This window comes from Cohnella algarum, from assembly GCF_016937515.1.
In the GTDB taxonomy this organism is placed as follows: Bacteria; Bacillota; Bacilli; order Paenibacillales; family Paenibacillaceae; genus Cohnella; species Cohnella algarum.
In genome coordinates this window covers 1,437,747-1,459,977 of sequence record NZ_JAFHKM010000002.1, presented here as the reverse complement: position 1 = coordinate 1,459,977, position 22,231 = coordinate 1,437,747, and the positions used below count along the sequence as shown (strand labels likewise).

The window sequence follows — 22,231 nt, the reverse complement described above, 5'->3', positions numbered from 1 at the left end:
GAGGCATGAGCTGTGAACTCCATCCTTTCGAACGCTACCTGCAAATTTCAGATCATGCTCAACAACCCGGATCGGCTGGTCCGGAAGAAAGAGCCCGTCATCACCAAATTGAATTTTACGGATTATCGCATTCATCGGGACAGTCTCGTTCTCGTCGACGATAAGGAGCGCGAAATCCCGTTTCAACTGATCGACGTTCGCGCGGAAGGCGATCGGCTTCTCGAGGCATCCATCGTGTATCTGGTCGACATGGACAAGCTCGTTGCCTCCTACTGGCTGTACGCGGGCGAGGAGCCGGCGCCGAGAACCGGCGATTTCAAAGGCATCGAGAAGCTGGCGCTCACCCAGAAGGACGGCTTCCGGCGGCTGGACACGGGCCATTATATTCTGGAGCTGTGTTCGGGGACGGCGGACGGAACCTCCTACGGCAAGTGGGGAATCCGCTATTTCGAGGCGAAGGCGGAAGGGAAAAACCTGATCAAGGATTGCTCCAACGCGATCGGCGGCTTTTACGGCCCCTTTTTCACGCCCAAAAACGGGCTCATCAATCCTCCGGAGCATACGACGGTCGACTGCGTCGTCGAGGAGGAAGGTCCGCTGTACTGCCGCTATCTGTTCAAAGGCACCGTGCCGGACGGCCTGGACGAAAATCTGAAGGGAAAGAAGTTCGCGATTACGTGGGAGTTCTTTTATAATACCCCGTGGTTCCGGAGAAAGTACGACGTGGACGATTTCTCGACGACGGTGGACGGCATTCCGGTCGTCAACAAAATCACGGTCGGCGACGAATTCGAAAGCGGACAGGGGGATCGGGTGTTCACGTCGTTCGCCTGCTACGGAGGCACCTATTACCGGGAAGGCGATCTGTACGCGAACATTTTGTCCGAAGGCGTGCACAAGCTGCTTGAGCATGCCGACGAGCAAAACAGCCCCAATATCCAAAGGTATAAGGAAAGCATCGGCGAAGACATCAACAAGGTGTCCTGGGATTTCTTCTGGCGGCTGTTCTGCGTCAAGGAGGGCATCCTTGGCGCGGAGGAGATCAAGCGGCATATCGCGGACATCATTCCGGAATCGCACAAGCAGGTTCACCAGAGCGAACGCAACGAAAACGTCAAGTTCGGCAAATTCGTCGACGTCAACGCCGCTCCGGAGCAAACGATTTTCCCGATGAGCGCGAACAAGACGGCCGAGCTCAACGACCGGACCGGCTATGCGATGGTGTGGTACACGAGCAACGTCGTGTCCCGTTACCAGATCGTTCAGCGCAACGATTCCGGCTGGGTCAACTGGGGAACGAACGGCGAAAACGAGCATCCCGAGCTGCCGACCGGCTCCGTCATTTACTCGGCTTACGGGCAATTCGACGATTGGGAAGCCGAGGCGGACGCGATGGAGAAAAACATCGACTCGAAGCAAGGGCTGGGTCAAATGTTGAAATAAGCGCCGAGCGTCGATTCGGCGCCGGCGGCATGCATGGCCATCGGGTTTCCGTGGCGTGCGTGCCGCCTTTTTTTTGCGTGCGAAGGTCAGGGAGACGGCGACCGCTATCTCGTGATTTCCGTTCGGGATAGATTGGTGGCGTACGCGTCGTTCTCCTGGTTTTTGCGGATGATTTCCAGCGTTTGCTCGGCCATATACGTCGAACTGTACTTGAAACCGCCTTTGACCCACTCCGCGATCAAGCCGAACACCGCGTGTGCGCGAAAGCCGGCCAGAAGCTCCCGGTCGATCTTCGGGCTCAGGGACATATCCGTGACGTCCTCGAGATACAGATTTTTCAGAATGCCGCAGATGCGGTTTTGAAAGCCGCCGAAGGCGTTTCTCATCACCAACAGAGTGTAGAACCGAGCATTTCGTTGAACGTGGTCGTAGAGCGTAATGGCGGATGCCGTCAAGTGCTTGACCTCGAACGTTTGCTTGTTTCGATAGGGCGCCCGATAGGCCTCGATAAATTCGGCGGCGACGTCGTCCAGCAGTTCGTTCAGCAGCTCCTCTTTCACCTGATAGTGCTTGTAAAAGGTGCCCCGATTGAGCTCGGCCGCCCGCACGATATCCGTAATCGAAATGTCCTCGAAATTCTTCTGCTCCATCAGCGCCAGCAGGGACTCTTTCAACGCTGCCTTCGATTTCCTGATTCTCCGGTCGCAGGACTCGTTCGCCATCTGGATCCTCCTTCGAAACTCGCTCCTTCTATTATATAATTTCCCGCTTGCAATGAAACTTCCGACGCCGGAAGGGCGTCAAAGGATATCCTCCGGTTTCGGAGGTTAAAGCCGACGGCGATGTGACCGTAACGCAAAATTTTCCGGCGGAGGAGACGGACTATATCCTTACGGTGGCAAGAGTGTTTCCGGAATAAGGGACAGGGCGGCGCGGCGCTATCCCTCTCCCCGCCGCTCGTGCTCCAGCAGCCAGTTTTTCCGCGCGATTCCCCCGGCGTATCCGCCAAGGTCGCCGTTCGAATTGATCACGCGGTGGCAAGGAATGACGATGGCCAGCTGGTTGGACCCGTTGGCGCGGGCGACGGCGCGGGAAGCGGTCGGCCGGCCCAGGGAGCGGGCGATGTCGAGGTAGGAGCGGGTTTCCCCCGGCGGGATTTTCAACAGCTGCGCCCATACGCTTTTTTGAAACTCGGACCCCAGCAAAAAGAGCGGGGTTTCGAACGTGGTCAGCTTCCCTTCGAAATAGAGGCCCAGCTCCCGTTCGACCGAGCGGATCGGTTCGGTCATGCCGGGGATAACGGCCGACCGGGTCCGCTTCCGCAGGCGCTCCACCTCGCGCTCCAGGCCGCGGCGGTCGATGAATTCGAGCAAATAGAGGGCGGACTCGTCGCCGATCGCCATCATCGGGCCGAGCCGCGTGTCGATCCAGGCCGCCTTCAATATTTTGCGGTCGTCCAGCAGCGTCGGCGCCGCCCCCATAATCCGGGAAAAGGCGTCCCGAAAGCCGCTGCTCGACTCATATCCGGCGGACAGCTGGCTGTCGATGACCGATTGGCCGGAGCGGATGTTTTTTAAGGCGAGTCCCATGCGCCGCGCGCGCGCATACTCGATGAACGTCATGCCGAAGCGCTTTTTGAACTGGCGGCGCGCCGTGGACTCGTCCACCGAGAGTTCCCGGAAATCCCGGCCCTTCCAGCGTTTCTCGGGATGGTTCTCGACCGCTTCGACCAGGACGCGCACAACGTCCGACACCTGGTTCGGATGGGACAGCGGTCGGCAGCGCTGACAGGGCCTGTACGGGGCCAAAAGCGCCTGCTGCGCCGTCTCGAAAAATTCGCAGTTTTCCATTTTGGGCTTTCGCGCCGGGCAGGTCGGACGACAGAACACGCCCGTCGTTTTGACGCCGACATAAAAGACCCCTTCGTATTCGGTATCGTAAAATTCCTGCTTGCGTTCGGTTGCGATCATCGGTTCCACACCCCGCACGTGAATTAGATGCTTTTATTATAAAACGCTGCCGCTCCCCCCGTCGCCGAAATTCGGGCATGCATTTTTTAAATGAGGATTTTATCCAACGGGGACGGCCCGTTTCGCGAAAAAGCCGGCTTTGATTGGATAAAATCAGATAAAATCCAACGAAGCCAAGCCGAACCGGGAAAGTCGCGCCCTCAGAGAACGAAAAAGCCGCTTTCCGTTGTCCGAACTGAATTTTAATGTTAAATTATAGTAGAATATGAACGAACGTTCATTCAACACGCGGGAGAGGAGGAACAAGCCCATGTCCCGGCAAAGCGATTGGTTGAAAGCAAGGTTTGCCGAAAACTTCGCGAACGCGATGCCCAATTATGCGATTCGGCAAATTCTTTTGCACGCCATCGAGGTATTTTCGAAAAAGGGCTTCGCCGCGGCAAAAATTAAGGATATCGCCGCCAGCGCCGGTTTCAGCCAAGGTTATGTTTATACGTACTTCAAATCGAAGGAAGAGATTTTTACCCAAATCGTCGAGCTTGCGGCGGACGGGGCCGGGCGAGCCGTCGCTTTCGCGGCGGAGCTGCCGGGATCGCCGTTGGACAAAATCACCTGGCTGACCGAAGCCTTCCTGGCCCCGGACAGCATCGCCATGCAGCACTGGCGGCTCATCCTGCTGCAGAGCGCAGGATCGGAGGGAGCCCCGGAGAGCGCCAAACGGGTGTCGGCCGAGAAAATGAAGCGGCCCTTCGAGCATCTGATCCCGATCATCGTCGAGGGGCAGAAGGCCGGCGAAATCATAGAGGAAGATCCGATGATGCTGGCCATTACGTACTTTTCGACCATCCAGGGCTTGGGCATCGCGAGGATTCAGACGGTCGGCGACCTGCCATTTCCGTCGGCGGAGGTCGTTTTGCGATTTATGAAAAAATCGCCCAAGGGGGATGGAGAGCGCGATGCGCATTTTTAAAAACGGGAGCGCCAAACAGAAGGTCATACGGTCTTACGACGAGCTGCTCGGGACCTGGGCAACCGACTACGAAGAAACGGATGTCGATACGGCGTACGGAATCACCCATTGCATCGTTTGCGGAAATCCGGCGAATCCGCCGTTGATGCTGTTTCACGGAGTGGGGGACAACTCCGCGGTCATGTGGGCGCTGAACATGAAGGAGTTGTCCGAGCGCTTTTATTGCATCGCGATCGATACGATCGGCGGACCGGGCAAGAGCGTGCCGGGCGACCGCTACGACAAAAGCTCGTTTCGCCAAACGGATTGGATCGATCAAGTCATCGGCTATTTCGGGTTCGAATCGGTGAATATGGCAGGGGTTTCGAACGGCGGCTATATGGCCTACAACTATGCCGCGGAAAATCCGGGGAAAGTAGCGCGGGCCGTCTGCATGGAGGGCGGGATCGTGACCGCCCCGCTGAAATCGATGATCCGGACGCTTCTGCTGATGTTTCCGGAAATCGTCGTCCCGACGGACCGGAACCTGCTCAAAGTCCTCCGAAAAATGAGCGCTCCCGACTCGGATTTGTTCGAGCGGCATCCGCTCATCGCGGAGCATCTGATTCTGTTGATGAAAAGCCACAACCGCCAGGCGATGTTCGCGCACAAGCTGGAAAAATACGACCCGATCAAAGGCGCGGCCGTCAAGGACAAGCTCTTTTTCATGCTGGGGGAGCACCGATTGAAGCTCAACAAGGAGATGCTGGAGATTTTGAACGAAGGGGCGTTTTCGTATAAAATCGTTTCCCGCGCCGGGCATGGCATCAACCAGGAGCAGCCCGGCGTCGTCAATCGGGAAATCATTCGTTTTTTGACGGCCGGAATGGTTTAAATAGACTTGTGCGTTGGAACACTGGATAGATGTATTTTTCCAATCGTTCAGGGGGAAGTAAATGGGTCTCTTGATGAGCGTCATTCTGCTGCTCGTTTGTCTCGTCATCTCGAACATCATCAGCCACTACATCCCCTTTATTCCGACGGCCTTGACGCAAATCGCTTTCGGCTTCGCGCTCGCGCTCGCGTTTCCGAATATCCGGCTGGAAATCGAAACGGAGTGGTTTTTGCTGCTGTTCGTCGCTCCGCTCCTGTACAACGACGGGCGGCATTTTCCCCGCGAGCAATTGTGGCAGATGAAAGCCCCGATTTTCGGCAACGCGATCATTCTCGTTCTCCTGACGACAATCGGCGGGGGCTATTTTATTCACTGGCTCATTCCCGAAATCCCGCTTGCCGCCGCGTTTGCGCTTGCCGCGATTTTGTCGCCCACCGACCCTGTCGCGGTGAACGGGATCGCCAAACGGATCCATCTGCCGGAGAAGGTGCTGAATCTCGTCCGGGGGAATCCCTCATCAACGACGCGTCCGGCCTGGTCGCCTTCAACTATGCGGTCGCGGCGGTCGTGACGGGCTATTTTTCGCTGCGGGAAGCCGTCTTCGATTTTACCTATATGTTCATTGCGGGGGCGGTCCTGGGCCTCGTTCTCAGTTTGATCATGACCTGGCTCCGGTTCACGCTGCGCAAACAGGGAATCAACGACGTCACGCTGCATTCGCTTCTCCAACTTCTGACGCCGTTCCTGATTTTCATCATCACGGAAGAGATGCTGCACGCCTCCGGGGTGATCGCGGTCGTCGTCGGCGGCATCGTGCATTCCCTGCTCCGGGAACGGACGGAAACCGTGCTGGCCGAGGAACAGGTGCTCACGGAAAACGTCTGGTCGACGGTGCTGTTCGTCCTGAACGGCATCGTGTTCCTGCTGTTGGGATTGATCATCCCCCCTTCCATCCGCGCGACGGTCGAAAATCCCTTCATCGACAACGGGCTCGCGGTCGGCTATGCGGTCGCGATCGGCTTCGCCATCCTGGCCATTCGTTTCGTCTGGTCCTGCCTCTTTTCATATTACGAATACCGTTTCAAAAAATCGGCGGACACCTCCAAACCCGCTCTGGCCAATACGCTGCTCGTCAGCCTGACCGGCGTGCGCGGCGCCGTCACGATGGCCGGGGTGCTGTCCATGCCGCTCGCGACCGCAAGCGGGGAGGCTTTTCCCCAGCGTTCGCTCATCGTCTTTCTGGCGGCGGGCGTCATCTTGCTGACGCTCATCGCGGCCACCGTGTTTTTGCCTCTGTTAAGCAAAGGGGAGGCGGCCGCGGAAGGGGAGAACGCGGACTTTCTGGATATGCGCGAGGCCAAGAGCAGACTGCTGCTGGCTTCGCTGAAGAAGCTGAAGGCGGAAATGAACGAGGAGAACGAAGAGGCCGCCTATCAGTTGATCGACGAATACAAACGGACGTTCCGGCGCCTGCACTCCGAGCGGGATTCGCTGGAGCAGGCGAACGAACGCCGGCAAAAGGCGACGGAAATCCGGCTCATGGCGCTGAGGGCGGAGCGGAAATATATCCACGAGGCGATGAACGGCGAAGGAATGAACAAAGAGGTGTTCGAAGCTTTCGAAAAGTCGCTGGACATCCGGGAAGAAGCCCTGTCCACCGACGTTCGTTCCGGCATCGTCTATCTCATCGGAAAAGCGGTCAGGGACTGGAAGCGGTCGACCGGCCGCTACCGCAAGCGGGCCGGACGCGATGCGGCGAACGTGGTCAAGCTGCGGTTGGGGCGGGACGTGCAGCTGAAGGCGTTGGAGGCGGCTCTCGGCCAACTGGAGACTTACGCCGAGGAGCACGGAAAATCGGGCATCGCGTATTCCGTCATCCTGGATTACAAAAGGATGATCGACCGCTTGAAGCGGCCGACGGCATCGTTCGACGAAATCGCGGAGGCGCAAAAGGAGGAGCTTCGGCTTAAGGTCATCGACGTCGAACGGGCGGAAATCCGCCGGATGTTCGGAAACGGGGAAATCAGCAGAGATCAGGCAAAGGAACTAAGAAGAATGATCAACTATATCGAAAGCGTCACGTTGCATGAGCATGCGGAATGAACGGGAAAAAAGATTTTTCAAGAAAGACCCTGCAAGCAAGGGGTCTTTTTTACTATTTTATGACTGACCTGTAATAAAAGTAATGACACGGGTAACTATTCTTTGGGCGCGGAATGGATTATATTGGTTGCAATGGAGGGGGATTAATGCCTTATCATTACTTTCACGAGATTTGGACGCCGTTGAAGCTGATGGGATTTCAATTGTTCCGGGACGAACAGGGAAACCTGTGGTACAAAGTGCTGTCCGGCCGGAGAAAAATGCTCCGGAAGTCTTCCAAAATCGACGAAAAAGGCGTGAGTTGACCGGTGCCGTCCGCGTCCTCGCGCCTTTTTCGTATTTGCGCGCGCTACGCCTCGGACCAAAGTCGTAAAACGCCTCGTCCGGCGGCGGTTTTTTTAGGGTCCGCATTGATGATATGATAGAAAGAAAAACAAGGAGCCTGCTGTGATATCTCTCTTTAAGGATCCGACTCTCGAACAGGAATATTACCGTTGCTACGACAAAACGCTGAACGAATTCGGACTGCCGTTCGAATCCCGGTTCGTCCCGACGACGTTCGGGGAGACGCATGTTTTGCGCTTCGGCGAAGAGGGCAAAAAGCCGCTGGTCCTGCTTCACGGGATGACGATGAGCAGCGCGATGTGGTACCCGAACGTCAAGCCGTTCGCGCAGGACCGCACCGTTTATGCGATCGACGTGATGGGCGATTTCGGCAAAAGCAGGCCCGCGGCTCCGCTAAAAAGCCGGCAGGAGGCCGCGCGGTGGCTGCTTGAAACGCTGGATGCGCTGAAGCTCGACAAGGCGGATTTGGCCGGCCATTCGATGGGCGGTTTTTTGGCGCTCAATTTTTCGCTTTCCTGCCCCGAACGCGTGTCCAAACTTGTTTTGTACGCCCCGGCGGGATCCTTTCATAAAATCAACCTGAAGTTTTTCGCCAAAATTTTTCCCGCCCTGATCTTTCATTCCGAGAGGTTGACGGATAAGGCGTTCATCTGGCTGTCGGGGAACAAGGAGCCGCTGGAGCCCGCCATCCGCTCCCTCATTGTCGCCGCTTATCGCGGGGCGATGCCGCAGCTGCACGTCGTGCCTTCCGTTATTCCGCCGGAGGAGTTTCGCGGCTTTGCGGTGCCCACGCTTCTTGTCATAGGGGAAAAAGAGGTCATTTACCCGGCGGGGAAAGTGGCCGAGACCGCGAAAAGCCTCATTGCCGACCTGGAAACCCGCGTGATCCCCGGCGCCAGCCACTCGCTGACGATGGAGCATGCCGGCATCGTCAACGAGGCGACGCTTCGCTTCCTGCGGAAGTGACCGGGCAAACGAAAAAGCGGCGAGGCCCGCGGCCAAGCTGCTTTTTCGGCTTTGTATTGGCTATAAGCGCGGCACTCTGCCGCCCTGTTTCTCGATTTCCCCGCACAGCTCGTGCTGCCACTCCTGATCGTCGATCATCGATGCCATTAACGACAAATTGTACAGATTGGCCAGCCGGTAGCAGTAGTCGGCGTTAATATCGAGACAGTGCTCCAGCTCCAGACGTTCCGTTTCCGTCAGTTTCCGGCGTTTTTGCACCATGCGCAGTTCTGCCATTCTCTCATAGATCGGCATCCAGCCCACGAGGATCCCTCCCCTTGTTTTCTCCGTCTTATCAGCATATCCGGCTGCGGGGCGGCGTAAACTTTCCGGTTCGGAAGCGAAAAGAGGCTGCCGTCCGCTTGGCGGAAGACAGCCTCTTCGTCTCATTATCCTTCGATCCGCGTTAGCTCCTTGCGTACGAGCGGCGCGACCTTCGTGCCGAGCAGCTCGATGGCGTGCAGCACCTCGCGGTGCGGCATCGCGCCGACGTCGATGTGCAGGAAAAACCGGGTGACGCCCAGGTTTTTGCGCAGCAGGACGATTTTCTCCGCGACGTATTCGGGATCCCCGACATAGAGCGCGCCCCGCAGGCTGCGCGCGGCGTCGAACGATTCCCGGGTGTACGGCGGCCAGCCCCGCTCGCGCCCGATGATGTTCATCTGCGCTTGCGTCAGCGGAAAAAACGCGTCGGCCGCCGCTTCGGTCGAATCGCCGACGAATCCGTGCGAGTGCGTCGCGATCTGCAGCTTGGCCGGATCGTGCCCGGCTTGCGCGGCAGCCTTCCTGTAAAGCTCGACCAAGGGGGCGAAGCGCTCCGGCATGCCGCCGATAATCGCGAATACGATCGGCAGTCCTAGCGCCCCCGCCCGCACGGCGGACTCGGGGTTGCCGCCGCTCGCGATCCACACCGGCAGCGGGTCCTGAACCGAGCGCGGGTAGACGCCCAGGTTGTCGATGGCGGGACGGTGGCCGCCGCGCCACGTCACCTTCTCGGAAGCTCTCGTCTTCAACAGCAGCTCCAGCTTTTCCTCGAACAATTCGTCGTAATCGTTCAGGCTGTACCCGAACAGCGGGAACGATTCGATGAACGATCCCCGGCCCGCCATGATTTCCGCCCGTCCGTTCGAGATGCCGTCCAGGGAAGCGAAATCCTGATACACGCGAATCGGGTCGTCCGAGGACAGCACGGTGACGGCGCTCGTCAGCCGGATTCGTTTCGTCATCGCCGCCGCCGCCGCGAGCGGAATGACGGGGGAGCTTCCCGCATAATCGATCCGGTGATGCTCGCCGATCCCGTACACGTCGAGACCGGCCTGGTCGGCCGTCACGATCTCCTCGACCGCGTTGCGCAGCCGTTCGGCATGGCTGATGGCCAGCCTGCCGGTTGCCGGGTTCCGTCCGGCCTCCAAAAACGTGCTGATTCCTATCTCCATGTTCGCCGGATTGGACATTCGGCTCGCCTCCTTCATGATCGTTACCGTTGCTTACAGTTTACTACACTTTTTATAGTTTCTCAAATATAGTGAGTTGAAGAAGACGACATCCTGGGCCTGAAGGTGGCGAACATGCCGGCTTTTGTCCGGCGAAAAGGCCGCGTTTTTGGGATTTGGCGGACATGTAAGCCTTTATTTAGGATGCGAAAGTATAAGTCGCACGTTGGCGGAAACCTGGGAAACCGGAGCGGACAAGCCTATGTTGGATTTTGTCCAATCGACGGCGCGGTAAACGAGGAGACCCCGGTCTATAGTGGATTTTATCCAACGGGGAACGGGAATTTCGGACGAAATCTCCGAAAAGGCTTCGCCTGATTGGACAAAATCCAACCAAACCGGTGAATTTCGCGAAAAAGCCGCCTTTGATTGGACAAAATCCAACGAAGCCAAACCGGGCGCGGAAAGCCGAACCCGCAGAGAACGGCATCCCGCAGAGAACGGCATCCCGCAGAGAACGGCATCCTGCAGAGAACGGCATCCCGTAGAGAACGGCAAAGCCGTCATTCTTGGCCGCGTCCGACTCTCAAGCGTCCCGCACGCACCGGAAGCCCATATTGCCGGAGGCGCTGTCGGGGGTATTTGCGCTGCGCGCGGCAACCCGGTAGCGATTGCAATAGGAGCGGTGGCACAAGTAGGAGCCGCCTCTCATCGACTTGCGTTGCCCCTCCGGCGGGCCTTTGGGATTGACCCGCGGAGCGGTCAAAGGATAGGTCGGGCTGAACCAGTCGGAGCAAAACTCCCAGACGTTGCCGACCATGTTGTACAAGCCGTAGCCGTTCGGCTCGTACGCGTCGACGGGCGCCGTTCCGGCATAGCCGTCGCTGCGGTGGTTGACGGTCGGAAACTTGCCCTGCCAGATGTTGCAGCGGTGCTCGCCGTTCGGCTTCAGCTCGTCCCCCCAGGGATAGCGCTTCTGCTCCAGGCCCCCGCGGGCCGCGTATTCCCATTCCGCTTCGGTCGGCAGGCGCTTGCCCGCCCAATCGCAGTAGGCCGCGGCGTCGTTGTACGTGACTTGCACGACGGGGTGGTTCATCCGGTCCCGAATGTCGGAGTCCGGCCCTTCCGGATGATCCCAGCTGGCGCCCTCCACGACCCACCACCACGGGGTGCGCTGAACGGAGCGGGTTACCGTTTTGGCCGTCTCTTCGGAAACGAACAGGTGGAATACGTACGACCAGCCGAATCGCTCGGATTCGGTCACATAGCCGGTCTCTCGGACGAAGCGGGCAAACTCGGCGTTGGTCACGGCGCAGGGATCGATATAAAAAGGGGACAGCTCCACTTCGCGAACCGGACCTTCCCCGTCGCTTGCAAAGCCTTCGCGGTCGTCGGTCCCCATTTTGAAAACGCCGCCCGGAAGCAAAATCATGTCCCGCGGGGCTGCAAGCGCCGGCTCCGGCGTTTCGATCGTCTGCTTCTCCCTTCGGAACGAGCCGAACGACATTTCTACGGGCTGCACCGCTTCCCGGCGTCCCGTCGCGCCGCAGCAGGAGTTCGGCGGCTGTTTCTGTTCCTTCTGATCCATCGCAATTCCTCTCTCCCGAAAAATCTCTTTTGGTGTTTCATTATATCTTGCTTTGTCCGCTTTTGAAAGCGGCTACAGAGCGGGCACTTTTCCCAACCGGCGGCCGCCGCGAACCAAAACGCGATCCGTTCCGGCATATTCGGCGCGCGAACGGATGGTCCGCGAACGCAAAAGCAACCGGCCCGCAAACGCATAAGCAACCGGCCCGCTAACCGCCGCCGCCCTGCAGCAGCCTTCGCCGGTACTCCATCGGCGACATGCCCTCCGACTGCTGGAACGCGCGGGAAAAATGGTGCTGATCCTCGAACCCGACCGCTTTGGCGATTTCCTTGATCGGATAGGAGGTCAGCATAAGCAAATCCCGGGCCCGCTGCAGCCGGATATGCCGGACATATTTCATCGGCGAAATGCCGAAGGTCGCATGAAACAGCGTCCTGAGCTGCTCCTTGCTCAGCGAGACGGACGCCGCCAGCTCGTCCAGCGCAGGCGGCTCGTGCAGCCGCTGCTCCACGTAGTCGCAAATCTCGAACACGCGGTTGTCGTAAGCGACGGGCCGTTCGGGCAGCCGGGAGCGCAGGACCCGGAACAGCGATTGCACCCACAGCATGCCATGCGCCCGGATGCGCAGGTGCCGGATCGTCTGCTCGGTATTCAGCATAAAGACGGGAAATCGCCCGGCGCCTTTTTCGCTGGATTTGATGTCTTTTTCGTCGAAAAGTTCCAGAAATTCGTTGTACTCCTTCGCCAGCTCGCGCCAGGCCGCGACCAGCCCGTTCAACTCCTCCTTGCGGACGTCCGAAACGACATGGGGGAAGCGGTACGACCGGATGAAATCGAGCGCCCCCACCTTCGCCTCGCATGCCAGGGACAAATAATGGAAGGGTTCGCCGGCGCCGATCCGCTTCCACGATTGGGCCGACTTCGACGGAATGCACACGATATCCCCTTGCTTCAGCTCGTAAGGAATCTGGTTCAGCTCGATGGCCGCGGTTCCGGACAAGACGATCCAGAAGGCGGTGTACGGAAACAGGAACAAATGATGATGCGGCACCTCGGTCAATGACCACTCTTTCAGCCAGCGGACGTTCAAGTTCAGATGATCGAGCGAGCTCTGATTGCTGAATTCCATCAGGTTGTTCATCGTCGTCCCTCTTTGCGGTCAGAATAAATCTGCATTTTTGAAACCTTTCCGCCTGCCGCGGATAAATACGATTCGGAATCCTCGATGCTATAATACTAACCATTGGCGAGCATTAATACAAGTAATTTACTCGGAATAGTAAACTTGTGCTTCAGACCGGACGACCGGATGGCATGCTGCTTGTCTGACCACATCCAGAGGACAGGGGGAACCCGCATGAAAAAAAGATCGATTGCAACTCTCGCGATGCTGCTGGCGCTGGCATTGGCGCTGGCGGCCTGCTCCGGCGGACCGTCCGAAAGCTCGAACGCCGCGGCATCGGATCCAAACGCAGAGGAAATTGCCTTGAAATTCTGGTACCCGGGAACGGACGAGATTTTGACGGGAGCGGTCAAGCAGGTCATACAAAAATTCGAGCGGACGCACCCCGGGATCAAGGTGGAGCTGACCTCGATTCCGTGGGCGGACTATTTTCAAAAATTGACGGTCGCCTATTCGGGCGGCTTGCAGCCGGACATCCACGGCCTTGGCTTCGGCCAACTGATCTCCACGGTGGATCAGGGCAAATATTTGGACCTGTCGCCCTATATCGAGGCGGACCGATGGGAAGGCAAGGACGATTTCTTCCCGGACATTCTGGAGGCCGGGCAGTACGAAGGCGGGCAATACGGGCTGCTGCTGCCGGAAATCCGGCCGCTGGCGTGGCGGAAGGACTTTTTCGAAGAAGCGGGGCTCGATCCGGAAAGCCCGCCGAAGACGTTCGACGACATTTTCGCCTATGCCGAAAAGCTGAAGAAGGCCGAGAACGGAAAAACGACGCGCGCCGGCATCGACATCCAGACGAGCAACGGAGAACAGTCGTATTTGTCGCTGCTGCTGCTGCTCGGGGAGGATTTCTACGACGCGGAAGGCCATCCGACGTTCGACTCGCCGGCCTCCGTCGGCCTTGTCGAAAAGATGGTCGATCTGTACGAGTCGGGCGCGATCATCGCCTCCAACCAGCAGCAGGTGAACGGCACGCCGTTCGTCAACAGCCAGGCGGCGATGGCGTTCGTCTCCACGGCAGGAGCGGCATCGCTGCAGCAATCGATCGGCGCGGACAAGATCGGCTGGACGCTGCCCCCGGCAGGGCCGGAAGGCAAGCAAACCGCGCTCATGCTCGGCACGTTCCTGACCGCCGCGCAGAAGACGAAGCACCCGGAAGAAGCGTGGACGTTCATCAAATTCTGGTTCGAGAAGGAAAACGTGCTCGAATTCGCGACGAAGACGGGATCGATCCCGCCGCTGCGGTCGGCGAAGGACGAATTCGTCAAGCTGGGCGACGGCAACGAGGTCGCGTTCGAAGCGATGAACGACGCGCGGGGTACGGCGCTTCCGGCCATTGGGCGATTAACGTGAAGTATTTGCGCCTTGCGCTCGAGGAGTCGTTCAACGGCATCAAGCCGCCGGCGGATGCGTTGAAGTCGAACGCGGAGATGGCAAGAGAGGAAATCGCCGCCGCCAAGTGAGCGGCATGAGCGCAGGACCCGCAAGGCCGCCGCGCCCGGCGCGTCCAGTGGTTTCGAGGAGGAACGAGATGCAAAAAGGCTGGAACCGAGTCATACCGTATTTGCTCATTCTGCCTAACGTGCTGTTGTTTGCCGTGTTCGTGCTGGTTCCGATCCTGTGGATCTTTTATTTGAGCCTGACCGACTATTCGATGCTGAGCGCGCCGGTTTGGACCGGCCTCGCAAACTATTCCCGGCTGCTGCACGATTCGATTTTTCACCGCGCCGTCGCGAACACGGCCTGGTACTGGATCGGCACGGTCGTGCCGGGCATGGCGATCGGGCTTGTACTGGCCAATCTGCTGTCGATGAAGCTGCGCGGGCTTGCCGCGTTTCGCGCGCTGATCTACTTGCCCGGCGTCATCTCGTCGGTGGCGGTCGCGATGACGTGGCTGTGGATGCTCGACCCGGCGCAGGGGCCGGTCAATCCGCTGCTCGAGTTTTTCGGAATCGAGGGCCGAAATTGGCTTGGCGATCCCGCGACATCCCTGGAAACGGTCATCGTCATTGGCGTATGGACGGGGATCGGCTACGCGATGATCGTGTTTTTGGCCGGCATTCAGAGCATCCCGGAAAGCCTGTACGAGGCGGCGAGTCTGGACGGGGCCTCCGGTTTCAGGAAGTTATGGCACATTACAGTGCCGCTGCTGAAGCCGATGACGCTGTTCCTGTTCATCACCGCCACGATCCGCTCGTTCCAGGTGTTCGATCTGGTTTACGTCCTGACGGGCGGCGGACCGGCCAACTCCAGCACGACGATCGTCACGCAAATTATCGGGGCCAGCTTCCAGGAGTACAGGATGGGTTACGCAGCCGCGATGGCGGTGTTTCTGCTGGCCGCCACGCTGGTCGTGACGCTGATTCAGTACGGCATCGGCAGCCGGAACCAGGCGGCCGAATAGAGGTGAACGGATGAAACTTTCGAAGCTCGAACGAACGGCGGCCTACCTCGCGCTGGCGCTTTTCTCCGCCGCGACGGTGCTGCCGCTGCTGACCGCTTTTTTCACCTCCATGAAGGGGGACGAGGAATTTTCGCTCGGGGCGATGCGGCTGCTGCCCGCATCTTGGCATCCGGAAAATTACGCCCGGGCGATGCGGATGGGGGACTGGCCGACGTATTTCAAAAATTCGGCGATCGTGACGGCCGTCGCGGTGGCGGGGAGTCTCGCGTTCAACTCGCTCGCCGGCTTTTCGTTCGCCCGCCTCCGGTTCAAGGGCAAGCAGCCGATTTTCCTGACGCTGCTCGTCGGCATGATGGTTCCGGCGCAGGTCGTCGTCATCCCTCAGTTTCTCATCCTGAAGTCGATCCCGCTCTTCGGAGGGAACGACTGGCTCGGCGCCGGCGGCAACGGATGGCTGGACAGCTATTACGCGCTAATCGTGCCGGAGCTGGCCGGGGCGTTCGGCGTGTTCATGGCCCGCCAGTTTTATTTGCAGTTCCCGCGCGCGCTCGACGATGCGGCGTATATCGACGGAGCCGGCTATCTCCGGCTGTTCTTTTCCGTATATTTGCCCCAGAGCGGGCCGCTGCTCGCTACGCTCGGCATTTTCAAGTTCGTGGCGGTGTGGAACGACTTTTTCCACCCGCTCATCTATACGAACAGCGAAGCGATGCGCACGCTGCAGCTGGGGCTGCAGGTGTTCCGCGGCGAGCACCAGGTGCAGTACAACCTGCTCATGGCGGCGTCGCTGCTCGTGTCGCTGCCGATCGTCGTCATGTTTTTCGTGTTCCAGAAACAGTTCATTCGCAGCATGGTGGCATCCAGCGTGAAAGGGTGAATTCGATGAAAGCGATTATGGTCATGTTCGACACGTTGAATCGGCACATGCTGTCTCCGTACGGCGGTCCCGATTGGATCAAGACCCCGAACTTCGAGCGGCTGGCGGCCCGGACGGCGACGTTCGACAACAGCTACGTCGGGAGCATGCCCTGCATGCCGGCGAGAAGGGAGCTGCACACCGGGCGCTACAATTTTCTGCACCGCAGTTGGGGACCGCTGGAGCCGTATGACGATTCGGCGATCGAGCTGCTGGGGGAAGCGGGGGTCTACACGCATCTCGTCACGGATCATCAGCATTACTGGGAAGACGGCGGCGGGACGTATCATCCGCGCTACCGGTCGTTCGAGCTGATCCGGGGGCAGGAGGGGGATCCGTGGAAGGGAGAGGTGAAGGATCCGGAAGGCTTGAGCCTGGAAGGACTTCACCCGATCGCCCGGAATATGTTCCGGCAGGACCGCGTCAACCGCGGGTATATTCGGGCCGACGACGAGTTTCCGCAAGCCCGGACGTTCGCGGCCGGCCTGGAATTTCTGGAGCGGAACCATAGGGAGGACCGGTGGTTTCTGCAGATCGAGACGTTCGATCCGCACGAGCCGTTTTACAGCCCGGAATCGTTCAAAAAGCTGTACGCCCACGAGTACGACGGCCGCCTCGGCGACTGGCCGGTTTACGGCCCGGTGACCGAGTCGGCGGAGGACGTGGCGCACATGCGCTGCGAATACGCGGCGCTGCTCGCGATGTGCGACCATTACCTGGGCAAGGTGCTCGACGCGATGGACCGGCTCGATCTGTGGAAGGATACGCTGCTGATCGTCAATACCGATCACGGCTTCCTGCTCGGCGAGCACGACCAGTGGGCAAAGTGCGTGCAGCCGTTCTACAACGAGGTGGCGCATACGCCGCTATTCGTCTGGGATCCGCGCGCCGGCGTGCGGGGAGAGCGCCGGCAAAGCCTCGTGCAAACGATCGACCTTCCGGCGACGCTGCTGGACTTCTTCGGCGCGAAGCTGCCGCCGGACATGCAGGGCAAGCCGCTCCGCCGGACGATCGATACGGACGAGCCGGTGCGCGAGGCGGCGCTGTTCGGCATTCACGGCGGGCACGTCAACGTGACGGACGGCCGCTACGTGTACATGCGGGCGGCCGCGTCCGGGAAGAACGAGCCGCTGTACGACTATACGCTCATGCCGACGCACATGCGCAGCCGGTTCCATCCGGCGGAGCTGACGCGGCTGGAGCTGGCGGAGCCGTTTTCGTTCACGAAAAACGTGAAGCCCTTGCGCATTCCCGCTCAAACCCGGGGCGATCTTCATGCTTATGGAACGCTGCTGTTCGACGTGCGGGAGGATCCGCGGCAGCTTCGTCCGTTTCGCGATCCGGAGATCGAGGCGCGGATGATCGGGCTGCTGCTGAAGCTGATGCGGGACAACGACGCGCCCGTAGAGCAGTACGAGCGTCTCGGGCTGACGGCCAAGTGACGGGCCGGCCGCGCCGCGAGCCGGGCGGCGGTTCAGTCGACCGGGCGAATGCCCGCGCTGGCCAGGGGGCCCTGGCTGATCAGCCGGGTCATCATCCTCGCCATCTCCGCAGGCGATTGCTTCCGTCCGGTTTCGATCCAGTGCTGAATAAACCCGAAGTTGGCCGATATCGTATAGGCGATGACGAAATCCAAAGGAATGGGAACGCGGTCGTCCTGCCCGAACAGCCGCAGCGTTTCGAGGACTTTGCCGTAAATGCGTTCCCTCATCAATTCCTTCACGCGGCCGATGAAGGACAGGTCGCCTTTCGGGCCCAGCATGACGCCGGCGAAATCGGCATGTCGTTCCCAATATTCGAAAATGGAGACGAGCCCGGGATAAGGCTCGTCTTTGTCCGCATAACCGGCGATATCCTGAATATTCATGTGGGCGGCGATTTCTTTCAGCCCGTCGATGATCTCCTGCTGAAATTGTTCGACCAGGTCGTACACGTCCCGATAATGCAGATAGAACGTTCCCCGATTGATTTCCGCGCGCGCCGTCAGATCGCTGACCGTAATATGATCCATTCCCTTTTCCCTCATCAGTTCGATAAGCGCCTGACGAAGCAGTTTCTTCGTGCGTACGGTACGGCGATCGGCCGCTTTTTCCGGCATGGGGATCCCCCCTTTCTAAATTTGCAGGCAATCCTCGACAATCCGTGACGGCCCCGTTCAGTACTGAACACTTCGCCGAAAACTGACGATTGCAGTTCTCTTTCCCCTCATTATAATTAACGCTGTGGCTAGTAATCAACAACTTGTTCATAAAAGTGAGGGATCGAGATGACAACTTTTTTGAAATCGAAGTTCGTGCCTATTGCGATCGTGGCCTTGTTGGTCGTGTTGACGGTTTTCGGGCTAGCGATGATGGGGTCCGTGCTGGGGGCGAAGCCCAAAGCTTTGCCGGTCGCGCTTGCCGTTCTCGACCGTCCGGCCGAACTGCCAACGGGTGAGCAGTTGGCTTTGGGAGAGGCGGTCAAAGGGAATCTGCTCGGACTGGAGCAACTGCCGGTGGAGTGGAGAACGGTCGGATCCGAGGAAGAAGCGCTGGAGGCCATGAACGGGCAGGAGGTCTACGGCGCGCTCGTCTTGCCCGCTGATTTCAGCGCCGGCGTGCTGTCGGTATCCGGACCGGAACCCGCGCCGGCGACGGTGAAAATCTACTTGAACGAGGGGATGAACCCGCAAGGGGTTTCCGCCGTGAGGACGATTCTGCAGCAGGTCGCGGGCAATGTCAGCCGGGAGCTGACCAGGCAAGTGCTGGAGCAGGTCGGCCAGCGCGCCGAACAGGTTCCGGTCTGGACCGTGCAGGCGCTGCTTGCCCCCGTGCAAATCGAAGAGACGTCCGTGAATCCGGTTGGCGCCAACAACGGGAGCGGCAGCGCGCCGAACATGCTGACCCAGATCGTCTGGATGGGGACGCTGGTGCTGAGCGTGCTCCTGTTTCAAGCGGTCAAAAGCGCGAGAGAGGCCGGAGGCAGATGGGGCGCGTTATCGGGACAAGCACTGACCGGAATCGTCCTGGCGATAGGGGCGTCCGGTTTCCTCGTCTGGATGGCGACAGCCTGGTACGGAATGGAATTGACGGATTCGGCGGATGTCTGGCTGTTCCTGAGTTTGGCGGCGATCGCGTTTTTCCTGATGCAGTCGGCGCTGTTCAACTGGCTTGGCCTCCCGGCCGTGGCCTTGCTCGTACTGCTGCTGTTTTTCTCGCTGCCGATTCTGAATCTCGCGCCCGAATTCATGCCTCAAGCGACGCGGGATTGGCTGTACTCGTGGACGCCGTTCCGCTACGTCGCCTCGGGCCTGCGGAATGTCATGTATTTCGGCGGGGAGCGCGAGACGGGCTTGTCCTACGCGGTGCTGTGGAGCCTGGCGGGTATCAGCCTGGCCGTCCTGTTGGCAGCGGGTTTTCGCAAAGGGCCCGGCCGCGCCGCTAGCCGGGCGGCGGAATCGCGCGGGGAAATGACATAGTCGCGGTAATCGTTTCGATGGAGGAATGAGCGTCTTGAGATGGCTGTAAAAAGGAACGGCCATTCCATTCATCAATCACGCTCTTGCGCATAAGGGACGCGGATGAACGTCTTTGTTCATTCGCGTTTTTTTGAAGAACGGAAAGTTAAGTTCTTCATCTTGCGAAAAAGTTTTGCGGATAATTGAGGGAGGAGGGGCAAGCGGAGGGAACCTATGTTGGATTTTGTCCAATCAAGGGAGCGGAAAACGGGGAAACCGTGGTCTAGAGTGGATTTTATCCAACTTTGAACTTGGAATTTGGGTAAAAACGCGGAAACGGCCTCGCCAGATTGGACAAAATCCAACGAAGCCGGACAGTTTCGCGAAAAAGCCGTTTTTGGTTGGACAAATTCCAACCAGGCTTCGCCGAACCCCGCGCCACCCCAGGCAACCCGCGCAATCAACGCGCCACCCTGTGTCATCCCGCACTACCACGCGCAATCCCGCGCCCTGCGTCATCCCGCGCAACCCTGCTTCGTCAATGCGTCCCCTCGTTCATCCTGCCAGGAGCTTTATCGGGCTGGCAAAGGTTCTGGAAGAGCCGCGCTGAAGCGGCCCTAGGCTTGGCGGCAAGCGTCCGCTTCCGCCGGAAAGCGGCGCAGGATCGCCCGGAGTCCGTCCGGATCGCTCAGCATCGGCAGATGGCCGGCGGCCAGCGTGCGGACGGCATGCGGGGCCAAATTCGCGATCATCCGGTTTTGCAGGGCGGGGCTGAACTCCTTGTCCCGGGTCAGCTTGACGTACAGCCTGGGCACGTCCGGCACGGGAGCGTCGGTCCGGTCCGTATACGCGCGCACGGCCTCGGGCACGAAGCCGCGCACGACGGCTTCCGCGAGGTCCGCCGGAAGGTCGTTGCACAGGCCGGCCCGAATGGCCCCTTCCGGCGGCTTCGTCCCCATTTTGCGCAAAATTCCCGCCATAATCGCCCGCCTCGGCCACGGCAGCGCGGACAGGAAGGAACCGCCGTTTTTCGGGACGGCCGCTCCCACCGCGACGAATCCCGCCACCCGATCGGACAGCTTGGATGCGAGGCGAAGCGCCGGCAGGCCCCCGAGCGAGTGCGCGACGAGGACGAACCGCTCCGTTCCCCAGGCTTCGATCTGCCGCCTCAGGCAATCGGCATATTCCGCAAGCGACAGCCCGCCGCGCGACTCCGCCGGGCCTTCGCGGCAGGGGAACTCGGCTAGCAGGCAAGGAGCGTCCAAATTTTCCGCCACCCGGCTCCAGACCCGGCCGTTAAGTCCGGCCCCGTGAATAAAGACGAAGCCCGTTTTTTCCGATTCCCGCGTTTGATTGATCATACCGGTTTCCCCCTTGAATTTGTTGCGAATGTTCTTTCAAGGTAAAGATAACGCATAAACAGGACATAATTTGACTTATTTAAGTGATAAACTAAAAGTAATTTCATCCGTTCGCAAAGGAGGAGCCGGTATGGCGAAATCGTCGCGCCTCATTCAAATGATCATGTGGATCAACGCGAAAAGATCGTTCACGGCGCAAGAGATGGCCGACGAATTCGGACTGTCCGTCCGAACCGTCACGCGGGATTTGCAGGAGCTGAGCGCGCTGGGCGTGCCGGTCTATTCCGTCCAGGGACGCGGGGGAGGGTACAAGCTGCTGCGGGAACGCGTGCTTCCGCCTATCAGCTTTTCCGAGAACGAAGCGACGGCCCTGTTTTTCGCGGCGCAGTCGCTTGAATTTTTCGGCTCGCTTCCGTTCGGGGAGGTAACCGGCGCCGCGCTGCAAAAGTTTTACCACTACTTGCCCGCCGACAAAAAGGAACAGATCGACCGGCTCAAGGGCCGGGTCATGTTCTGGAGCCCGTATCGCCCGATGTCGCCGGACATCCTGCAAACGCTGCTGCAAGCCGTCATGGGCGGCGGCGTCGTCACGATCGAGTACAACTCCGCAAGCGGAGTCTCGAAGCGCGATATTCAGCCCGTCGGACTCTACGCGAGCGACGGCTACTGGTATTGCCCGGCCTATTGCTTCGTTCGGGAAGAGGTCCGGCAATTCCGGGCCGACCGCATGCTGTCCGCCGCGCCGAACGAAGCCGTCCGGCCCCGGGAGGAGGTCCGGCGGAAAACCGTGCTCGGCAAGCCCTCCAAAGCTCACTTGGAACAGGCCGGGCTGCGGGTGGAGCTGACGAAAAAGGGCGTATGGCTGCTGGAATCGAACCCCCGGTTCGCGCCGTTTATCCGGCGCAGGGAGGACGGCGGCGGGATCGCGAACGTCCGGATCGCGGCGGAGGATTTGTTTTTTTATGCGGATCTGGTGTGGGGGCTCGGAAGCGAGGCCAAAATTACGGAACCGCCGGAAGCCGTCGCCTATATCGGGCGAAAGCTCGAAGCGATGCGGGCGTTGTACGGTTGAACGGCGCTGGCCCCGGCATACATTTATCTGGCGTCGGAGGATTCTTCCTTCGTGACCGGCCAGGTGCTGCACGTCAACGGCGGCATCATGACGGAAACCTGATCCGGAGCCAACGAAAAAAGCCG

The 22,231-nt window shown here is 59.3% G+C and carries 21 protein-coding genes and 1 pseudogene; 14 read left to right on the top strand and 8 right to left on the bottom strand.

Annotated features, from left to right (window positions below; genetic code table 11):
• The first annotated feature begins 12 nt into the window (after nt 1-12).
• A complete protein-coding gene (locus tag JW799_RS06600) occupies nt 13-1,443 on the top strand; it encodes a hypothetical protein (protein ID WP_338026232.1) in 1,431 nt (476 codons plus the stop codon).
• 104 nt (nt 1,444-1,547) lie between these two features.
• Here the strand turns inward: JW799_RS06600 and JW799_RS06595 are convergent, their stop codons facing one another.
• Together JW799_RS06595 and JW799_RS06590 are read right to left on the bottom strand one after the other, a co-directional pair.
• Nucleotides 1,548-2,165, bottom strand: coding sequence for a TetR/AcrR family transcriptional regulator (locus JW799_RS06595; RefSeq protein ID WP_205429144.1), 618 nt, complete (start codon nt 2,163-2,165; stop codon nt 1,548-1,550).
• Nucleotides 2,166-2,381: 216 nt separating this feature from the next.
• Nucleotides 2,382-3,413, bottom strand: a complete 1,032-nt coding sequence (locus JW799_RS06590; protein ID WP_205429142.1) for a bifunctional transcriptional activator/DNA repair enzyme AdaA — start codon at nt 3,411-3,413, stop codon at nt 2,382-2,384.
• A gap of 310 nt (nt 3,414-3,723) precedes the next feature.
• Here JW799_RS06590 and JW799_RS06585 point away from each other — a divergent pair, with 310 nt between their 5' ends.
• The 6 genes from JW799_RS06585 (at nt 3,724) to JW799_RS06565 (ending at nt 8,671) form a co-directional block, all read left to right on the top strand.
• Nucleotides 3,724-4,383, top strand: a complete 660-nt coding sequence (locus JW799_RS06585) for a TetR/AcrR family transcriptional regulator (RefSeq protein ID WP_205429140.1) — start codon at nt 3,724-3,726, stop codon at nt 4,381-4,383.
• Nucleotides 4,370-5,257, top strand: a complete 888-nt coding sequence (locus JW799_RS06580; protein ID WP_205429139.1) for an alpha/beta fold hydrolase — start codon at nt 4,370-4,372, stop codon at nt 5,255-5,257. Before JW799_RS06585 ends, JW799_RS06580 begins: the two co-directional genes overlap by 14 nt.
• Before the next feature lie 61 nt (nt 5,258-5,318).
• On the top strand, nt 5,319-5,828 hold the full coding sequence (locus JW799_RS29530; RefSeq protein ID WP_338026231.1) for a cation:proton antiporter domain-containing protein: 510 nt from the start codon (nt 5,319-5,321) through the stop codon (nt 5,826-5,828).
• On the top strand, nt 5,825-7,360 hold the full coding sequence (locus JW799_RS06575; protein WP_338026230.1) for a cation:proton antiporter domain-containing protein: 1,536 nt from the start codon (nt 5,825-5,827) through the stop codon (nt 7,358-7,360). Before JW799_RS29530 ends, JW799_RS06575 begins: the two co-directional genes overlap by 4 nt.
• Nucleotides 7,361-7,506: 146 nt before the next feature.
• A complete protein-coding gene (locus JW799_RS06570) occupies nt 7,507-7,665 on the top strand; it encodes a hypothetical protein (protein ID WP_176220591.1) in 159 nt (52 codons plus the stop codon).
• 142 nt (nt 7,666-7,807) lie between these two features.
• On the top strand, nt 7,808-8,671 hold the full coding sequence (locus JW799_RS06565; RefSeq protein ID WP_205429138.1) for an alpha/beta fold hydrolase: 864 nt from the start codon (nt 7,808-7,810) through the stop codon (nt 8,669-8,671).
• Nucleotides 8,672-8,731: 60 nt separating this feature from the next.
• Here the strand turns inward: JW799_RS06565 and JW799_RS06560 are convergent, their stop codons facing one another.
• From JW799_RS06560 to JW799_RS06545, 4 genes are all read right to left on the bottom strand, one after another.
• On the bottom strand, nt 8,732-8,965 hold the full coding sequence (locus JW799_RS06560) for a DUF7667 family protein (RefSeq protein WP_080832455.1): 234 nt from the start codon (nt 8,963-8,965) through the stop codon (nt 8,732-8,734).
• Between the two features lie 134 nt (nt 8,966-9,099).
• Complete coding sequence (locus JW799_RS06555) at nt 9,100-10,164, bottom strand: LLM class flavin-dependent oxidoreductase (protein WP_080832246.1); 1,065 nt, start codon at nt 10,162-10,164, stop codon at nt 9,100-9,102.
• A 565-nt stretch (nt 10,165-10,729) separates the two neighbouring features.
• Nucleotides 10,730-11,731, bottom strand: a complete 1,002-nt coding sequence (locus tag JW799_RS06550; protein ID WP_205429137.1) for a formylglycine-generating enzyme family protein — start codon at nt 11,729-11,731, stop codon at nt 10,730-10,732.
• Between the two features lie 208 nt (nt 11,732-11,939).
• A complete protein-coding gene (locus JW799_RS06545) occupies nt 11,940-12,872 on the bottom strand; it encodes a helix-turn-helix domain-containing protein (protein WP_205429136.1) in 933 nt (310 codons plus the stop codon).
• 216 nt (nt 12,873-13,088) lie between these two features.
• Between JW799_RS06545 and JW799_RS06540 the strand changes: the two genes are divergently transcribed.
• From JW799_RS06540 to JW799_RS06525, 4 genes are all read left to right on the top strand, one after another.
• Nucleotides 13,089-14,270 (top strand): extracellular solute-binding protein, encoded by a 1,182-nt coding sequence (locus tag JW799_RS06540; RefSeq protein WP_205429135.1) that lies wholly within the window; start codon nt 13,089-13,091, stop codon nt 14,268-14,270.
• 178 nt (nt 14,271-14,448) lie between these two features.
• The gene (locus tag JW799_RS06535) at nt 14,449-15,321 is read left to right on the top strand and encodes a carbohydrate ABC transporter permease (protein WP_176220589.1); all 873 of its coding nucleotides are present in this window, start codon (nt 14,449-14,451) and stop codon (nt 15,319-15,321) included.
• 10 nt (nt 15,322-15,331) lie between these two features.
• Nucleotides 15,332-16,198, top strand: a complete 867-nt coding sequence (locus JW799_RS06530; RefSeq protein ID WP_205429134.1) for a carbohydrate ABC transporter permease — start codon at nt 15,332-15,334, stop codon at nt 16,196-16,198.
• Between the two features lie 5 nt (nt 16,199-16,203).
• Entirely contained in the window at nt 16,204-17,679 is a 1,476-nt protein-coding gene (locus tag JW799_RS06525; protein ID WP_205429133.1) for a sulfatase, read from the top strand.
• A gap of 32 nt (nt 17,680-17,711) precedes the next feature.
• Here JW799_RS06525 and JW799_RS06520 read toward each other — a convergent pair whose 3' ends face one another.
• Nucleotides 17,712-18,335, bottom strand: a complete 624-nt coding sequence (locus JW799_RS06520) for a TetR/AcrR family transcriptional regulator (RefSeq protein WP_205429131.1) — start codon at nt 18,333-18,335, stop codon at nt 17,712-17,714.
• A gap of 168 nt (nt 18,336-18,503) precedes the next feature.
• On the opposite strand from JW799_RS06520, the gene JW799_RS06515 reads away from it, so the two are divergent.
• A complete protein-coding gene (locus tag JW799_RS06515) occupies nt 18,504-19,694 on the top strand; it encodes a YhgE/Pip domain-containing protein (protein WP_205429129.1) in 1,191 nt (396 codons plus the stop codon).
• 596 nt (nt 19,695-20,290) lie between these two features.
• Here the strand turns inward: JW799_RS06515 and JW799_RS06510 are convergent.
• Complete coding sequence (locus JW799_RS06510) at nt 20,291-21,034, bottom strand: alpha/beta fold hydrolase (RefSeq protein ID WP_205429128.1); 744 nt, start codon at nt 21,032-21,034, stop codon at nt 20,291-20,293.
• Between the two features lie 130 nt (nt 21,035-21,164).
• On the opposite strand from JW799_RS06510, the gene JW799_RS06505 reads away from it, so the two are divergent.
• Both JW799_RS06505 and JW799_RS06500 read left to right on the top strand, forming a co-directional pair.
• Nucleotides 21,165-22,106 carry a helix-turn-helix transcriptional regulator gene (locus tag JW799_RS06505; protein WP_205429126.1) on the top strand — a complete coding sequence of 314 codons (942 nt, stop codon included), beginning with the start codon at nt 21,165-21,167 and terminating at the stop codon, nt 22,104-22,106.
• A 6-nt stretch (nt 22,107-22,112) separates the two neighbouring features.
• Nucleotides 22,113-22,208 (top strand): annotated as a pseudogene (locus JW799_RS06500) (SDR family oxidoreductase); the annotation flags it as partial.
• Nucleotides 22,209-22,231: the final 23 nt, after the last annotated feature.

Bases quoted from the DNA above. Each gene is read 5' to 3' on its own strand.
- JW799_RS06595 (WP_205429144.1), bottom strand. From the start codon at position 2,165: ATGGCGAACGAGTCCTGCGACCGGAGAATCAGGAAATCGAAGGCAGCG.
- JW799_RS06590 (WP_205429142.1), bottom strand. From the start codon at position 3,413: ATGATCGCAACCGAACGCAAGCAGGAATTTTACGATACCGAATACGAA.
- JW799_RS06585 (WP_205429140.1), top strand. From the start codon at position 3,724: ATGTCCCGGCAAAGCGATTGGTTGAAAGCAAGGTTTGCCGAAAACTTC.
- JW799_RS06580 (WP_205429139.1), top strand. From the start codon at position 4,370: ATGCGCATTTTTAAAAACGGGAGCGCCAAACAGAAGGTCATACGGTCT.
- JW799_RS29530 (WP_338026231.1), top strand. From the start codon at position 5,319: ATGGGTCTCTTGATGAGCGTCATTCTGCTGCTCGTTTGTCTCGTCATC.
- JW799_RS06570 (WP_176220591.1), top strand. From the start codon at position 7,507: ATGCCTTATCATTACTTTCACGAGATTTGGACGCCGTTGAAGCTGATG.
- JW799_RS06560 (WP_080832455.1), bottom strand. From the start codon at position 8,965: ATGCCGATCTATGAGAGAATGGCAGAACTGCGCATGGTGCAAAAACGC.
- JW799_RS06555 (WP_080832246.1), bottom strand. From the start codon at position 10,164: ATGTCCAATCCGGCGAACATGGAGATAGGAATCAGCACGTTTTTGGAG.
- JW799_RS06550 (WP_205429137.1), bottom strand. From the start codon at position 11,731: ATGGATCAGAAGGAACAGAAACAGCCGCCGAACTCCTGCTGCGGCGCG.
- JW799_RS06545 (WP_205429136.1), bottom strand. From the start codon at position 12,872: ATGAACAACCTGATGGAATTCAGCAATCAGAGCTCGCTCGATCATCTG.
- JW799_RS06540 (WP_205429135.1), top strand. From the start codon at position 13,089: ATGAAAAAAAGATCGATTGCAACTCTCGCGATGCTGCTGGCGCTGGCA.
- JW799_RS06535 (WP_176220589.1), top strand. From the start codon at position 14,449: ATGCAAAAAGGCTGGAACCGAGTCATACCGTATTTGCTCATTCTGCCT.
- JW799_RS06530 (WP_205429134.1), top strand. From the start codon at position 15,332: ATGAAACTTTCGAAGCTCGAACGAACGGCGGCCTACCTCGCGCTGGCG.
- JW799_RS06525 (WP_205429133.1), top strand. From the start codon at position 16,204: ATGAAAGCGATTATGGTCATGTTCGACACGTTGAATCGGCACATGCTG.
- JW799_RS06520 (WP_205429131.1), bottom strand. From the start codon at position 18,335: ATGCCGGAAAAAGCGGCCGATCGCCGTACCGTACGCACGAAGAAACTG.
- JW799_RS06515 (WP_205429129.1), top strand. From the start codon at position 18,504: ATGACAACTTTTTTGAAATCGAAGTTCGTGCCTATTGCGATCGTGGCC.
- JW799_RS06510 (WP_205429128.1), bottom strand. From the start codon at position 21,034: ATGATCAATCAAACGCGGGAATCGGAAAAAACGGGCTTCGTCTTTATT.
- JW799_RS06505 (WP_205429126.1), top strand. From the start codon at position 21,165: ATGGCGAAATCGTCGCGCCTCATTCAAATGATCATGTGGATCAACGCG.